Origin of the sequence: Paenibacillus sp. FSL H8-0315, assembly GCF_038005365.1 — a bacterium.
Taxonomy (GTDB): Bacteria; Bacillota; Bacilli; order Paenibacillales; family Paenibacillaceae; genus Paenibacillus_AQ; species Paenibacillus_AQ odorifer.
Genome location: NZ_JBBOTA010000001.1, coordinates 3,133,767 through 3,148,202 on the forward strand (window position 1 = coordinate 3,133,767; position 14,436 = coordinate 3,148,202).

Below are 14,436 nucleotides of genomic sequence, written 5' to 3' on the forward strand. Positions count from 1 at the left end.
ATTGTGATATACATCATATCATTTTTACAAAAGAACTACAACCACTCCTTGCTTAATCCAATAAACGGTGGATATAATACTAATAATTAAAAATCCCAATCAAAAAATGGAAGGGTCTAGCCCTCATGAATCCTAAAACACGATACGAAAAAGAAAGATCCGATGGTAAGCAGCAACGATTAATTACGATCCTCGAATCCGCAGAACGAGTATTATCACAAAAAGGAATCGAAAAGTCGACGATGCAAGATGTCGCAAGCGAAGCCAATATCGGGATTGCGACGTTATTTCGCTATTTTCCCAGAAAAGAAAAACTCGTAGTGGCTGTAGCCACCCGAATGCTGGAGCCTATGCTCGATCATTTTAAATACGTAGCTGACTTGCCCCTTACTTGTCTTGAACAAATCGAGAAATTATTTGATTTCTTTATTCAGGATCAAAATCATCTAAGTATTATTTTTATGGTCAATTTCGAAAGCTACGCCTCACACTCAAATGAACCTGTTGAGGATGTTCTGAGCTTCAATGCACTCAACCGCAAAATTTGGCATGAATACTCCAGGATCATTCAAAATGGGGTAGAAGACGGCTCTATTCGTGCGGGTCTCCCCGTAAAAGAGACCTTAATTACGCTCATGAATAGCTTTGCCCTCTTTTCCAGAAAACTAACGATGAAAAAAAACATTCTCCTGCTGGAATCGGATCTAGACTCCGACGATCAGCTTGAGCTGCTTAAACAAATTTTTCTGGATCATTTAAAAGCCTAAAAAGCGCCAGTTTCCTTAGGAGGGGAACTTGGCGCTTTTTCTATAGTCAAAACAAAAAGAGACATTTCCAAGGAAATTGCCTCTATCCAGATTCAAGTTGCGACCTATATACTGCCTTCGTTAGCTAGTGAAATGGGCAGGTTGCGACGGGTGATTGTTGATAAAGAAAACGAGGGCTGAAATCATATTCTTTTAACGTACGATCATGCCAAATCGGTGTAGACGAGGGTGACATAGGCGGAATCAACCAGGACCAGCGCCCTGAGACTTGGCGCCCCTGCTCGTTCTCCTGTTGCTGGAATCGAACAAATTGATCTGCTGCTGTATGGTGATCCACAATGCTGACACCTGCTTGCTTGAAGGAATGCAGCACTGCGCGATTCAGCTCAAGAAGCGCCCGATCCTTCCAAAGCGTTGTGTTGCTGGAGCGATCCAGTCCCATCACATCAGCTATAGCTGGCAAAGTGTTGTATCGTCCGGTATCCCCCAAGTTACGCGAGCCGATTTCAGTCTCCATGTACCAACCGTTAAAAGGAGCAGCCGTGTACAGAATACCGCCAATTTCCAACTGCATGTCCGCGATGATGGGTACAGAATACCAACGAAGCTGAAGCTCAGCAAAACGTTCAATTTCAGGATGTGTTAACGGTACCTCCTGAATGAAGTGATCAGGAATAGGGAAAACGTAGGGATGCCCGTTGCCAATACTTATCACTAACGGCAACACATCATAATCGCCACCCGTTCCTTGCCAACCTAGTTGCTGGCACATTTTTGTGAATTCATCCGATGCCGGATCGCCTGCACGTCCGTGTTCTTCATCGCCAGGATAACCGGCATAACGAATCAATTGGTGGTTCCAGATCCGAATCCGCTGATTCGGATCTTCTCCGCTGCGGAAGACCGTGATGAGTGAACGAATACGTCCTCCGTTGTTCGCCTTTTCCAGATGTCGCAGCAACGCTTCAGCAACTTGTTCCTCAGTCTCTGCTTGGCGTTCATCGATTAGCTCAATGGATTGCCAAAAAAGACGCCCAATGCAGCGGCTATTATGGCGCCAGGCCATTCTTGCACCATGCGCTAATTCTTCCGTTGTATGTGTGTAACTGCCTGATTGGTTAATTTCCTCATGTACGGCTAGGATGCGATGATCCGTCTCGGCTTCAGACTTGTCTAGTTCAGCGTAACATTGTCGAATGAAAGCTTCCGCCTGCCGGGTTAATTCTTCGATGTGCTTGCCATTCATATCCCTTATCCCCCATCTAAACCCTTGCTTAAACTCTCAATCCAGTATAACATCCCTCTTCCTATGCCACATCTTTCAGGGAAAAGCGCATAAGAACAACCCGTGAAGCTTGGAGCTTCACAGGTTGTGGCAGGAACATTTAGCGCTCTGAACGTTTCCCTTGCTTATTCAATGAGGCAAGTCTGCTCTTATCCTCGGTCAACAGTTCTTCAGCCAACTCCACACCTTGAGGACCTAGCCAGTCCTGAGCTTGCTGAATCGCCTGCTCAGTATGTGCCAGGCGGTTCTCAGCCTGTGCCAAAGTCTGTTCTGTTGGATGACTAAGTGCCTGAGAGACAGAGAAATGAAGCTTGCCCAAAGAATTTTTGGCTTGAGTTACATTGTCATTCGCTTGCAGACTGGAATCGGGTTGTTTCATAAATGAAATACGCTCCCTTCTGAAATGCGCCTGTTCTCTTCTAGCATGGTTTGGGTGAAGTCATCTTATGCATTCACTATCTACTGGATAATGGATTGCATAAAGGACGTCATTTCATTACTCGCTTTATTCAGGCGCTCAATGACACCGCTGAATTCAGTGACCAATTCTGCTTGTGAGTGTGAAGAAGCAGAGATCGCTTCAATTTCTTGCTCCATTTGCTTAATGGACTTTTGAACATCACTCAGTGATTTTTCAATATTATGGGTTGCTTCTTTAGTGTTAACGGACAGTTTGCGTACTTCCGTAGCAACCACCCCAAAACCTGCCCCTTGCTCTCCTACACGCGCGGCTTCGATTGCCGCATTCAGCCCAAGCAGGTTCGTCTGCTCAGAAATCTCACGAATGAAGCCGGCAACCTTATTCACTTCTTGTGATTCTGTTACGGCTCTACGCGTATTATCTAATATTTGCTGCGAGGTTGCTGATAATTCCTGAGATTGGGCAGCTACGCTCTGCACCATCTCCATTAGATGACTGCTTATCTCATTAATCTCATCTGTGAATCCTTCAAGCTTATTCTCGTTCTCTAGTGTATAGGCAATGGCAAAAACCCCGATTACATCATCATCCGTTCCGTAGATAGGTACACATGTTGAGATTACAGGAGCTCCATAAATTTCTGCTGGGATTCGGTTAGAGCTTGCTATACCTTTCAGTCCATTTGAAAGCGACAGATCTTCAGGAGGGATAGGGTTACCCTTAACCAATCCGAGATCAATAACTTTACTTGGTGCGTAATAATGGAAGATCTCCCTGTCCGTGATTCCAATCATAATATCCTGCGAGTGAATCTTTTTGAAATAAGGTGCTGCGAGGACTAAGGCATCGATAATACTCATCTCTTCATCTCCCATATAAAAAAAATGTATATGTAGTTTTATCGTCACAATGGGTTATTAAATGAATATTGTCATAGTAGAGTAACAATCCCCGCGTATGATTTGTTTATGAATACTATTAGCAGACGACAATTTCTACAGAAAAGCGCTCAAGTAACTCTAGGCCTTCTTGGAACAGCTGGTGCATCCGGTATCTATTCACATTGGATCGAACCCTACTGGCTGGAAATCAAATACGTAGATATTACACTCCCTAGACTTTCTCCAGCCTTCGATAAATTTCGTATCGTTCATTTTAGCGATTTACATCAGGGGGTATATTCCAAGCCGCAAGCTTTAACGGAGCTAGCGCAGCAAATTCAACAGGTAAAGCCAGATCTGATCTGCTTCACCGGCGATTTATTAGATCATTCAGCCGATTATATTTCAGAAGCCGTAGCCTTGTGCTCTCAGTTGCGGGCTCCTTTTGGACAATTTGCCGTATTAGGCAATCATGATGCTTTTGGGACCAGAAAGGTTGTAACGAAAGGGCTAACACAATCGGGCTTCCACGTGCTCCATAATGAACATATCGTCCTAACCCAAGGTACGGACAAGCTCTATATTGCCGGAATAGATGATCCTTGGGTCGGAAAAGCAGACATCGCCCAAGCGCTGCTTCATATCCCGGAAGAGGCTTGCACAATTCTCCTTGCCCATGAACCTGATTTCGCCGATGACTTTTGCAAGCTGCCTATAGATCTGCAATTGTCTGGCCATAGCCACGGAGGCCAAGTGCGGCTTCCATTTGTCGGAGCTTTATATACCCCGCCTCACGGAAGTAAATATTCAAGTGGATTATATCAACTGCCCAACAGCCAACTTCAGGTCTATACCACTCGCGGGATAGGAGTAACTCGTATGCCTGTTCGTTTTAATTGTCGCCCCGAGCTCACCGTAATTACCTTACATTCTTAATGCTAGTGTCTTAATCGTACAAAATGGTTAAAAAGTATATACCTTTTGCATATCTATGCAACAACACTGTAACCGCCTTTGTAATCAAATCTATTTGGGACCTAGGTATAATTGTAGGAGTGATAGAGGAAAAAATATCATATTGCAACTACATAAGCCCATCCTTGGGAAGGAGAGATTAAGTTATGAATAAAAGTATGAAATGGACCTCAGCCATCTTGGCTGCTGGAGTATTGCTTGGAGGGTCGGGACTAGTAGGAGGAACTTCAGTTCAAGCCGCAACTACCGGAGGAAATACGGTAAAACAAGCCGCACAGCAACCCTCTGTAGTGCTTAAATATAAAGGCCAGACCTTATCGCAGCAAGCGAAAATAGTAAACGGCAATACCATGATCCCTTTAACTGTACTACGGGATGCTTTTGGCCTCTCCATTAACTATAATGCAAGCACCAAAACTTATAGTGTAGGCAGCGATTCCATGAAGCTGGACATGGAGGTCTCAGATTACGGTGTTATTACAACCCTGAATGGCTATTACATTTATAGCATGACCGGCAGTCATGATGTGAAGGTCATCAACGACCGGATTTATGTTCCGTTCAAACTGTTGTCTGACTATTTAGGAGTGCAAGGCGTTTATAATCCTTCATTGAAATCACTTGATCTAAGTAAAAAAGTAATGAATGACATCAAAATCACCTCTGAAACCTTAGATAAGAGCAATAAAAATGCCAGTATCAAAGTACAGTATCCAAAAATCAGTGGCTTAACGGATGAAGTGCAGACTAAGATTAATGCGATCTTCAAAAAGCAAGCTGAACAATTCGTCGCAGAGAGTGAAGAACAGGCTAGCCGTAGAGATGGTACTATAGAGAATAAATATGACTTCTCTCAAACTTTTGTTGTCTCCTTTAACCGTGAAGGGGTTCTGAGCATCGTGACTGATCAATATGGCTATACTGGTGGAGCTCATGGTGGAGCCCTTCGTGAAGGATTTACCTTCTCGCTGAAAGACGGCAAACCAATTGAACTTAAGGACCTGCTGAAGGCAGAGCCAAACTACAAACAAAAATTAGATAAAATGTTGAAGGAAAGCACCAAGGAGCTAGCTTTTCCAGATACACCTGGCGGACTAACAGAAAAACCAAACTTCTACGTTTCCGAGAGTGGCCTTGCAATCTTCTACCAACAGTATGAAATTGCCCCTTATGCGGCTGGAATTCCTACGTACACCTTTAATTTCAGTTCAATATTACCAAAGGGAACTAACCCATTCGCTGCCTTCAAATAAACTTCTATTGTAAAAAAGAGCGTCACAGTCATTAGGACTGGGACGCTCTTTTGGTTTTACAGCTTAGGCTTCCAAACTTCCAGCCGGGCCGAAGAATTCATAATGAATTCTGTCTTCAGCCACCTTCCATTCCTTAAGAGCCTTATATATCGCCTTCATAAAAGGAGTCGGTCCGCAGAAATAGAATTCAGAGTTTACGTCTGTTACTTCTTGCAACCAAGCTAGATCAATATAACCTGTTTTATGGAACGTATCTCCTTCACTTGGAGTTTCATAACATACATAGGATCGTAGGGTAGGATGGGACTGCTCCAAATCCGCCACCATTTCTTTCATAGCATGCAAGCTTCCATTGATGGCTGCATGAATGTACGTTACCTCTCGTTCTGGCTGCGTAGCAATTAATGTCTCCAGCATACTTACCATAGGGGTTAGTCCAACCCCACCACTGATAAGAACCACTGGACGATCACTATCTTTATTTAGTACGAAATCACCTGCTGGCGAGCTTACTTCCAATATAGCTCCCACTTGTACGACATCATGAAGGAAAGTAGATACGACTCCAGCTGGTTTATCCGGCCCTTCACCTTCCCGTTTAACTGTGATGCGGTAATACGACTGTCCCGGCGCACTGGACAAACTATAGTGGCGAACATGGGTGTATTCCTCGCCCTCAGGCTGAACACGAACCGTGATGTATTGACCCGGCAAGTAAGAAGCTATAGCCCCTCCATCCTCAGGAGAAAGGTAGAAGGAAGTAATAAGTTCACTTTCTTTAACCTTCTTAGTAACCACAAAGTTTCTAAATCCACTCCAACCCCCGGGAATTTCGGCAGCTTCACGATACTTCTCTGCTTCGACACCAATAAAGGCATCTGCGATCACGCCATACGCCTTTGCCCAAGCATCAATAATTTCCGGCGTCGCCGCATCGCCAAGTACTTGCCCAATAGCAGCTAACAAAGTCTCACCTACGATGGGATAATGTTCAGGTAATACTCCCAATGCCCGATGTTTCTCCGCAATCTGTTTTACCACAGGCAAAATATTTCCCAGCTGATCAATATTCATTGCCGCCGCGAGTACGGCGTTAGCAAGTGCAGTCTGCTGTTTACCTTCCCGTTGGTTGGCATGATTAAATATATTTAGTAACTCCGGATGATTTTCAAATAACATGCCATAGAAAGTAGTTGTGATGGTCTTCCCATGAACCTGCAATACGGGCACCGTTGATTTTATGATTTCAATGGTTTGTTGATCTAACATCTAAATACCCTCTTTCCTGCAATAAATTAATTCCTCTATAAAAAGCATATAGAAGCTGAACATCCCATAGTGTGCGTTCAATCACACGGGAAATTGAAAAAATGTGAACGATTCAATAATTGCAATGATATCCATCACAATAACGTACCCGAAATCAAAAAAACTATCCAAGCAGCCATTATAGCTTCCGGGATAGCTTTTTATCTTATTATTTTGACAGCTCCACAAAACCTTCTCCGAATACATCTCGTACATCGTGGATGGTAATAAACGCCTCTTTATCAATGGATTTGACGATTTTCTTAAGCATAGTCACTTCCTGCTTGCTAATCACAATATACAGCAGCTCTTTAGGTGTCTTGGTATAGTACCCACGGCCATATATTACTGTGACGCCTCTATCCATAATTCCATTAACCTGTTCAGCAATTTTGTCCTGCTCTTGGGATACAATCGTAACAGCCTTCTTAGGGTTCACTCCCTCAATAATGAAGTCCATTATCTTAGTGGCTACATAGAGCATCACGATCGTAAACATCAGACTTTGTACTCCAATGATGAAATACGAAGCGAACACCACAATTAAATCAACGAGCAGTAGCGCGTAACTAACATTCCAGTCCAAATATTTATGTAGGATTCTGGCGATGATGGTTGACCCTGCAGTCGTTCCACCCACTCGTATAATTAGCCCGATACCCACACCTGAGAAGATACCCCCGAATATTGCATTAATTATCAACTCATCGCTGCCAATATTCCAATTTTTCGTAAGAATCAGGAATAACGAATTGAAAAACACCGCAATAATCGTGTATACCGTCGTAGTTTTGTCTAGAAATTTGTACCCCACAATTAATAATAAAGCGTTAAGAATCAAGCTAATAATACCGGGTGACCACTGATACAAATAGTAAGTAATCATAGTCAGTCCCGTGACCCCGCCTTCACCGAACTCGTTCGGAATCACAAACAAATTAACGGCCAAGGAGAATAACAAAGCTCCTACAATGATGGAAACAATATCCGAAATACGCTTTTTCATACCATGCCCCTTCTACCCTAGATCTATATCCACAAATACTAACACCGCTTTGATATAGATGCAATCCATCCGAAAGAAGTCAACAGTCTATAGATACAGTAACCAGCCACCCCGCCGCCAGTGTTCAAAATAAGATCATCCACATCAAAGGTGCCGATATACAATACTAATTGTGTGAATTCAAAACAGAAGCTCAGCGCCAGCGAGAGGAAGAAAACTCTTCGAAACAGCCTTACTTTTTGCGATAACAGCATGGGCACCAAGATCCCAAACGGAATAAAGGCTAACAAATTCCCTACTAAATTAATCGATGAAAAAGGATCTGAAAGCGACAGCTCGTCCATCCCCCGGGATATCTCCTTAAAAGGGATATAGTTGCCTCGCCGATTAAAAATCCGGTCTGGATGTTCAAACATACGTCCCGCTTGCTCCCAAAGCGATAATAAGTTCACCGGTGCACCTTTAAATAAAATAATTCGGATTAAAAAATACATATAGACGATAAATATCGCTGCCAGCAAAAGGTTTATAGCAGACTTTTTTTTCGGCTCTTTAGTCATTAATATGTAGTAACAATTATGCCATCCATGTTATCGCCTGACGTCATATATTGCCCTTCCTGTGGAATTTTGATCGTAGTGTATTTGGATACCGGAAAATAACTTACTGTATAAGCTTTGCCGTCTACTGTTGTTGAAATCTCTTTGTTCTCTTTCAAGAAATCCAAATATTGTTCTAGCACAAGCCCCTTCTCATGAATAATGGCGCTGTGCGGCAACCCTACATAACGGAAATGCCAGGGTTCATATTTTATCCCCGTAATCTCGGTTTTGTCTTTCGGATAGCGGAGAATAAAGCCGTATTTCCAGGCATTTTTTTGCAGCCATTTTCCTTCAGGCGCTTTACTCATTTCTGATTGGGACGACCCGATATCCAGAGATAATCCTAAATTATGTTCACTATATTGCGCCGGTAAAGCATAGTCCGAACCTTTTTCCTGATATAATTTCTCTTGCTCTTCAAAGTCCCTGTACCCGCTGCTAATTAAAAAATGATTCACACCCTCTTTTTCGGCAGCTTTGACCATCTTATTGAATTTATGCGCTACACTTTCAGACAAACGAATCGAGGTATCCAGCAGCCCATAACCCTGCACCAGATCCGCCTGCTCATATAAGGTCACGATATCAGACTTCACACTATCCTCATGTACCGGGTATTGTTTGTTCACCAGCAACAAATCCCCTTGATACACTTGATCTTGTGTTACTACCTCTAAACTATTGTTATTTCTAATAGATTCTTTGCGAATCTTATCATCGTATCCTAAATTACCCGTATTCGGTAAATAACGAGCCGCTGCATACCCAAGCAACAACACAACCAACGCCAAAAAGCCCCACTTCTTCATCAGCAATGTCCTCCCATTTCCTTGATAGGAATAGAATAACGAAGACACTTTAAAGAAAAGGCGGGACAAATATAAAGTTTTTCTTAAAATAAATAAATTTCACGGGCTTTACCCATTAAAAGTATATCCAACGCCCCAGATCGTCTTAATGAATTTATTCTTATTGATGTCTTCACCGAGCTTTTTGCGCAAGGTACGGATATGCACCATGACCGTGTTCCCACTCTCATAATAAGCATCGCCCCACACCTGTTGAAAAATGTTCTCCGCACTAAACACCTGCTTAGGATGGCTGACCAATAAGTGCAAAATATCAAACTCTTTTGGAGTTAGCTCAATAACCTCACCATAAAGAGTAACCGTATGCTCATCCGGTGAAATCATCAATCCCCGAACCTCTAGCACCGATTTAGGTATGGCTGCGGGCTGACTGAATTGTATGGAGCGCCGCAACTGGGAATTGACCCGGGCGACCAGCTCCATTGGATTAAATGGTTTGGTCATATAATCATCTGCGCCCATAACCAGTCCGGTGATTTTATCAAGATCGGAAGTTTTAGCACTCAGAAAAATAATCGGCAGATGATGATGCTCCCGAATATGGCGGGTGACCTCGTAACCATCCAGCCCCGGCATCATGATATCCAGAATCGCCAAATCTATCGTTTGCGACTCAATGGCTTGTACCGCTGCCCTTCCATCGGACACTTTGAGGATATGATACCCCTCTTTTTGCAAATGCAAGGCCACCAAGTCGGCAATTTCCGCCTCATCATCCGCAATTAAAATGGTGATGCGCTTCATCTATTTTTCACTCCTATAGGTTGTGCTGTACACTCTTCATCCATTATACCCTAAACTCAAAAACCACTCCTAGAAAGAAGTGGTTTCGGATTAAATCTATGATTTATATAGTCTATTTCCTTTTATTATAGCTGTCTAACAATAGCTCTAATGAAATCCCATTTACTGTGACGCCTGAAAGATTGCAGTCTCTTATATCCACATTCGAAAGATCACAATCTACAAAGGATGTCCCGTTCAGCTGGCATCGCTCAAACTTATTGCCTTTACCGTACAAATGAATATCGTGGAAATAAGCCTCCCCTAGTTCACTATTACTAACCTCTATTTCCCACAGCCCCACTTCATTAAACTTAACAGAATGCATATTGATGTCATTAAAGGTAGTACTGCTCATATTAATATTATCGAATCCGGTCCCCTCCATATTTACATTGGAGAAGTTTGTTTTATGCATATCAATATCATCAAATTCACTTTGGCCCATAGCCACACGACGAAAATTCGTTTCAGTCATTCTTTCATCCTGAAAGACTCTCTTCTTAAATTCGTCCTGTAATTTGTTTTCACTAAGATTATTATTCACTGTACTCAACATCTCCCTTTTTAAGATCGCTCTTGATCTGCGGAGTCTACTCTCAACAGCTTCGCTCGATAAATCAAGGAAATCGGCGATTTCCCTAACCTTGTAATTGTCGATATAGTAGAGAATTGTGACTATACGGTTAGCTTCTGATAGGGTGTTTAAGGCTTTCCACACATCTTGCTGGAGTTCTTTTCTGAGCAGCTGATCTTCGGTAGATTCTGGCTGCGGAACCTCCATTTTTTGCATGAATTCGTAAGCAGTTTTCTTTTTATTTGACCTAAACCAATCCATGCATTCCCGTGCAGTAACCGCATATAACCAACTGGCGAGTTTCTCAGGCTCCTTTAAGTTAGGTAATTTGCGATAGGTTTTAACAAAAACCTCTTGGGCAATGTCTTGTGCGGTATGAAAATCACCCAATTTACCATAAGCAACCCCGTATACTGCATTGGAATATTTGCCGATAAGTACACTGAATGCATCCATGTCACCTTTACACACCTTATCTACCAGTTCTGCGTCCGTACAAGTCACTATTTTCCTCCTTAACATCAAGCTCATAACATAGACGGAAAAGAGACTCAAAAACCGTCTTTATGCCTGCAAATAATTTTTAATGGAGAGGGGATTTCAACTTTTCTTCACCGTGATAATTATAGCCTAATTATTACCTAGCTAAAACAATCTGCGAGCCGTGACCAAACGTTTCTTCCACTTGTCACTTAAGGCTTCATAATGAACGCCAAGCTCCTTGGAGTACGTATGTAGGATCTGATTATTTCCCGCGTAAATCGCCACATGCCCAATATCGAGTCCTCGTGCACTGAAGAATAACAGGTCCCCTTTGCGCAGCTCGTTAATTCCAACCTCTTTGCCCTCTTTGGCCTGATTGTAAGAGACACGTGGCAGGTCAATTGCCAACACATCCTTAAATACATGTCCTACAAAAGAAGAACAGTCAAAGGTAGATGTCTGGTCAGTAGCAGCACCAAATTCATAAGGTGTTCCCAGATATTTTTCTCCGTAAGCAAGCAGCTCGCTTCCCTGCCGCTCTACAAGAGCCGTACTAGTATAATTGCTATATTTGGGTTTAGCAGATATATAGCCACTCTTGTTATCTTGTGTTCGCACTTCTAACCATAAAGCATCTACTTCTCTAACCACATGTACCTTATCTCCTGCTGACAACATTTGCTGCACCGTTGATTGGGCTGACGAGTCTGGCAAACTTCGCAGGTTAACCCCATATAGAATTGTCGTATCGTAATCCACTGCCGAGTAGATACGAACGGCACGAGTAGTGGTATCCCACTTCACAGTGCTGCCCAAAGCTTCGCTGACAAAACGCAGTGGCATCATCGTATAACCGCCAGCAATCTGGCCGGGAACCGTTACACTTAAGGACTGGCCATTTTTATTCGCTGCCTGATCACCAATATGATAGGTCAGCACCAGGTCTCCCTTGGTTGCCTTAACGGTCTTGGTATCATTATTCCAAGTAATCTTTGCCCCCTGAGCTTCAAATAACTTGCGCATAGGGACTAGTACTGTATCGTTTACTAACAAGGGCTGAGCCCCCAATTGTAGCTGTTGATCATCCAGATAGACGGCTGTAACCGGAGTCTGAGGCGTTGTCGCCGCATAGGCCGGAGCAGTATAGAGCATAGATGTAAGTAGTAAAAGTAACATAGCTTTCTTTTGAAATTTCATGATGTCATCACCTCGTTGATTGATATGTACACCTATTGTTACTAAAAAAAGGGTGATTAGTTTTGTTACAAATTTTGGGGTAAGCATCTACCTACGGCATAAGCACCTAAAAAAAGAGGACTACGATCACCTTTCGGTATCATAGTCCTCTTTTTAAATATGCCTCATGGAGCCGGCTAGACAGGTTCCTCAACTTCAAAAATGGAATCAATAATGATCGGAAGATTATCCCTTACAGAAACAGCACCCAATACAGAACGAGCATGAACACCCTTGTCTCCGAACACCTCAAGCATTAAATCTGAACAACCATTAAGCACTTTATGATGTTCTTCAAAAAGGGGATCTGCATTAACGAAGCCTTGAATTTTGACTACTCTTTTCACTTTGTCCAAAGAACCTAAAGCTGTCTTCAGGACGGCAAGGATTTCTATACCCGTTAAACGTGCAAAATGGTAGCCTTCCTTGGTAGTGTAATCTTGTCCCAGCTTCCCTTTGGGATGGCACGCTGGTCCTTTTCCCGACACAAAACATAAACCATTAACAATTACGTAGTTAGCGTATTTTGCCGCCGGTTCACTAGCCTCAGGCAGAACAACTCCTAATGCTTCGAGTCTGCTCGCTATAGTGTGCTCTGTCATATCCATCTCCCCCTCCATTATCAACAGCTTCAATAATTAAGTAAGATCATAGTTACTACTTAGCTTCAACCTCTGCTTCCCATCTCGATATCTCAGCGCGAACAATGGGTGCTACTTGGGTACCCAATAGCTCAATGGCTCTCATTACATCCTTATGAGGCATTGTGCCAAGCGGCACATGCAGCATAAATCGTGTGATGCCTACTTGCTTGCGCAGGTGAATGATTTTCTCAGCAACGGTCTCTGGGTCACCTACATACAAGGCACCTTCAAATCTACGTGCCGCATCATAGCTTGCACGGGTGTATTGACCCCATCCGCGTTCCCGGCCAATAACATTCATACTAGCTTGTGTAGAAGGGAAGAACATATCGGCAGCCTGCTGATTGTCCTCTGCAATGAAGCCGTGCGAGTGCGAAGCAACGGGCAGCTTCGATACATCATGTCCCGCTTGCGCTGCAGCCTTCTTATAGAGCTTCACGAGCGGAGCAAACTGTAGCGGACTGCCGCCAATGATAGCCAGCACAAGCGGTAATCCTAGTAGACCTGCACGAATTACGGATTCTGTATTTCCTCCGCTACCAATCCATACTGGCAATGGATTCTGCACGGGACGCGGATAAATCCCCAGATTATTAATGGCAGGACGGTGCACGCCGCTCCAGGTTATTTTTTCGGATTCCCGTATTTTGAGCAGCAAGTCCAGCTTCTCATCGAACAGCTCATCATAATGATTCAAATCATACCCAAACAGCGGGAACGATTCAATAAAAGAACCCCGGCCTGCCATGATCTCTGCGCGTCCATTCGAGATTCCATCCAGGGTAGCGAAATCCTGAAACACACGTACGGGGTCATCAGAGGAAAGTACTGTAACCGCACTGGTTAGCCGAATCCGTGTCGTCTGTGAGGCCGCCGCAGCCAGTAAAACTGCTGGAGAAGACGCCGCATAATCTTTGCGATGATGTTCGCCCACGCCAAATATATCTAAACCCACCTGATCTGCAAGCACAATCTCCTCTACAACCTCGCGCAATCGCTGCGCATGACTTATCACTTCACCCGTCTGAACATCCGGTGTTGTTTCTACGAACGTGCTTATTCCTATTTCCACTTACAAATCCCCCTTAACTATAATTTCCTCTTTAAATTGTTTGTTTGATTATAACACAAGTTAAGGTTAAAAAAGCTAGTCATTCTGTCCAACCCTAGTTTCCCGGGAAACTCATCCTTAAAATTTGCAAAACCACGCTTACAAATAGAGGATTTTGAAGGAATATGTTGAAAGACTCTTAAACAAATAGCGGTTGTCGTAGAACAAATAATCATATGGCAACGAATAAAATTCAAGGTAACATGAAAGAACTGTTAACCGGGTGGGAGAAGGT

General features: G+C 43.2%; 15 protein-coding genes. 3 read left to right on the plus strand and 12 right to left on the minus strand.

Annotated elements, in window-relative coordinates:
• Positions 1-125 precede the first annotated feature (125 nt).
• Entirely contained in the window at positions 126-767 is a 642-nt protein-coding gene (locus MHB56_RS13610; RefSeq protein WP_076124124.1) for a TetR/AcrR family transcriptional regulator, read from the plus strand.
• 124 nt (positions 768-891) lie between these two features.
• On the opposite strand, the gene MHB56_RS13615 is transcribed toward MHB56_RS13610, so the two are convergent.
• From MHB56_RS13615 to MHB56_RS13625, 3 genes are all read right to left on the minus strand, one after another.
• The gene (locus MHB56_RS13615) at positions 892-2,013 is read right to left on the minus strand and encodes a nitric oxide synthase oxygenase (protein WP_076307563.1); all 1,122 of its coding nucleotides are present in this window, start codon (positions 2,011-2,013) and stop codon (positions 892-894) included.
• Positions 2,014-2,152: 139 nt separating this feature from the next.
• Positions 2,153-2,431 carry a hypothetical protein gene (locus tag MHB56_RS13620; protein ID WP_038573810.1) on the minus strand — a complete coding sequence of 93 codons (279 nt, stop codon included), beginning with the start codon at positions 2,429-2,431 and terminating at the stop codon, positions 2,153-2,155.
• A gap of 80 nt (positions 2,432-2,511) precedes the next feature.
• Positions 2,512-3,333: a methyl-accepting chemotaxis protein gene (locus MHB56_RS13625; protein ID WP_036682244.1), complete on the minus strand. Its 822-nt coding sequence runs from the start codon at positions 3,331-3,333 to the stop codon at positions 2,512-2,514.
• Positions 3,334-3,441: 108 nt separating this feature from the next.
• Between MHB56_RS13625 and MHB56_RS13630 the strand changes: the two genes are divergently transcribed.
• Both MHB56_RS13630 and MHB56_RS13635 read left to right on the plus strand, forming a co-directional pair.
• On the plus strand, positions 3,442-4,290 hold the full coding sequence (locus MHB56_RS13630; protein ID WP_340033803.1) for a metallophosphoesterase: 849 nt from the start codon (positions 3,442-3,444) through the stop codon (positions 4,288-4,290).
• Between the two features lie 185 nt (positions 4,291-4,475).
• Complete coding sequence (locus MHB56_RS13635) at positions 4,476-5,582, plus strand: PdaC/SigV domain-containing protein (RefSeq protein WP_076301504.1); 1,107 nt, start codon at positions 4,476-4,478, stop codon at positions 5,580-5,582.
• Between the two features lie 63 nt (positions 5,583-5,645).
• Here MHB56_RS13635 and hmpA read toward each other — a convergent pair whose 3' ends face one another.
• The 9 genes from hmpA to MHB56_RS13680 form a co-directional block, all read right to left on the minus strand.
• Positions 5,646-6,851 carry an NO-inducible flavohemoprotein gene (gene hmpA, locus MHB56_RS13640; RefSeq protein ID WP_076181862.1) on the minus strand — a complete coding sequence of 402 codons (1,206 nt, stop codon included), beginning with the start codon at positions 6,849-6,851 and terminating at the stop codon, positions 5,646-5,648.
• A 208-nt stretch (positions 6,852-7,059) separates the two neighbouring features.
• Positions 7,060-7,896: a YitT family protein gene (locus MHB56_RS13645; RefSeq protein ID WP_248548919.1), complete on the minus strand. Its 837-nt coding sequence runs from the start codon at positions 7,894-7,896 to the stop codon at positions 7,060-7,062.
• Between the two features lie 38 nt (positions 7,897-7,934).
• Positions 7,935-8,456: a VanZ family protein gene (locus MHB56_RS13650; RefSeq protein WP_076181860.1), complete on the minus strand. Its 522-nt coding sequence runs from the start codon at positions 8,454-8,456 to the stop codon at positions 7,935-7,937.
• A complete protein-coding gene (locus MHB56_RS13655) occupies positions 8,456-9,307 on the minus strand; it encodes a M15 family metallopeptidase (RefSeq protein WP_076124134.1) in 852 nt (283 codons plus the stop codon). Before MHB56_RS13655 ends, MHB56_RS13650 begins: the two co-directional genes overlap by 1 nt.
• 108 nt (positions 9,308-9,415) lie before the next feature.
• Entirely contained in the window at positions 9,416-10,111 is a 696-nt protein-coding gene (locus MHB56_RS13660) for a response regulator transcription factor (protein ID WP_076124136.1), read from the minus strand.
• Between the two features lie 112 nt (positions 10,112-10,223).
• Positions 10,224-11,231: a sigma-70 family RNA polymerase sigma factor gene (locus MHB56_RS13665; RefSeq protein ID WP_076124138.1), complete on the minus strand. Its 1,008-nt coding sequence runs from the start codon at positions 11,229-11,231 to the stop codon at positions 10,224-10,226.
• Positions 11,232-11,372: 141 nt separating this feature from the next.
• Positions 11,373-12,407: a C40 family peptidase gene (locus MHB56_RS13670; RefSeq protein WP_339188926.1), complete on the minus strand. Its 1,035-nt coding sequence runs from the start codon at positions 12,405-12,407 to the stop codon at positions 11,373-11,375.
• 176 nt (positions 12,408-12,583) lie between these two features.
• The gene (locus MHB56_RS13675; protein ID WP_341143668.1) at positions 12,584-13,048 is read right to left on the minus strand and encodes a RidA family protein; all 465 of its coding nucleotides are present in this window, start codon (positions 13,046-13,048) and stop codon (positions 12,584-12,586) included.
• Positions 13,049-13,103: 55 nt separating this feature from the next.
• Positions 13,104-14,162, minus strand: coding sequence for an LLM class flavin-dependent oxidoreductase (locus MHB56_RS13680; protein WP_076124143.1), 1,059 nt, complete (start codon positions 14,160-14,162; stop codon positions 13,104-13,106).
• Positions 14,163-14,436: the final 274 nt, after the last annotated feature.

Excerpts from the sequence above, each read along its gene's own strand:
- MHB56_RS13610 (WP_076124124.1), top strand. The coding sequence starts at position 126 with ATGAATCCTAAAACACGATACGAAAAAGAAAGATCCGATGGTAAGCAG.
- MHB56_RS13615 (WP_076307563.1), bottom strand. The coding sequence starts at position 2,013 with ATGAATGGCAAGCACATCGAAGAATTAACCCGGCAGGCGGAAGCTTTC.
- MHB56_RS13620 (WP_038573810.1), bottom strand. The coding sequence starts at position 2,431 with ATGAAACAACCCGATTCCAGTCTGCAAGCGAATGACAATGTAACTCAA.
- MHB56_RS13625 (WP_036682244.1), bottom strand. The coding sequence starts at position 3,333 with ATGAGTATTATCGATGCCTTAGTCCTCGCAGCACCTTATTTCAAAAAG.
- MHB56_RS13630 (WP_340033803.1), top strand. The coding sequence starts at position 3,442 with ATGAATACTATTAGCAGACGACAATTTCTACAGAAAAGCGCTCAAGTA.
- MHB56_RS13635 (WP_076301504.1), top strand. The coding sequence starts at position 4,476 with ATGAATAAAAGTATGAAATGGACCTCAGCCATCTTGGCTGCTGGAGTA.
- hmpA (WP_076181862.1), bottom strand. The coding sequence starts at position 6,851 with ATGTTAGATCAACAAACCATTGAAATCATAAAATCAACGGTGCCCGTA.
- MHB56_RS13645 (WP_248548919.1), bottom strand. The coding sequence starts at position 7,896 with ATGAAAAAGCGTATTTCGGATATTGTTTCCATCATTGTAGGAGCTTTG.
- MHB56_RS13650 (WP_076181860.1), bottom strand. The coding sequence starts at position 8,456 with ATGACTAAAGAGCCGAAAAAAAAGTCTGCTATAAACCTTTTGCTGGCA.
- MHB56_RS13655 (WP_076124134.1), bottom strand. The coding sequence starts at position 9,307 with ATGAAGAAGTGGGGCTTTTTGGCGTTGGTTGTGTTGTTGCTTGGGTAT.
- MHB56_RS13660 (WP_076124136.1), bottom strand. The coding sequence starts at position 10,111 with ATGAAGCGCATCACCATTTTAATTGCGGATGATGAGGCGGAAATTGCC.
- MHB56_RS13670 (WP_339188926.1), bottom strand. The coding sequence starts at position 12,407 with ATGAAATTTCAAAAGAAAGCTATGTTACTTTTACTACTTACATCTATG.
- MHB56_RS13675 (WP_341143668.1), bottom strand. The coding sequence starts at position 13,048 with ATGACAGAGCACACTATAGCGAGCAGACTCGAAGCATTAGGAGTTGTT.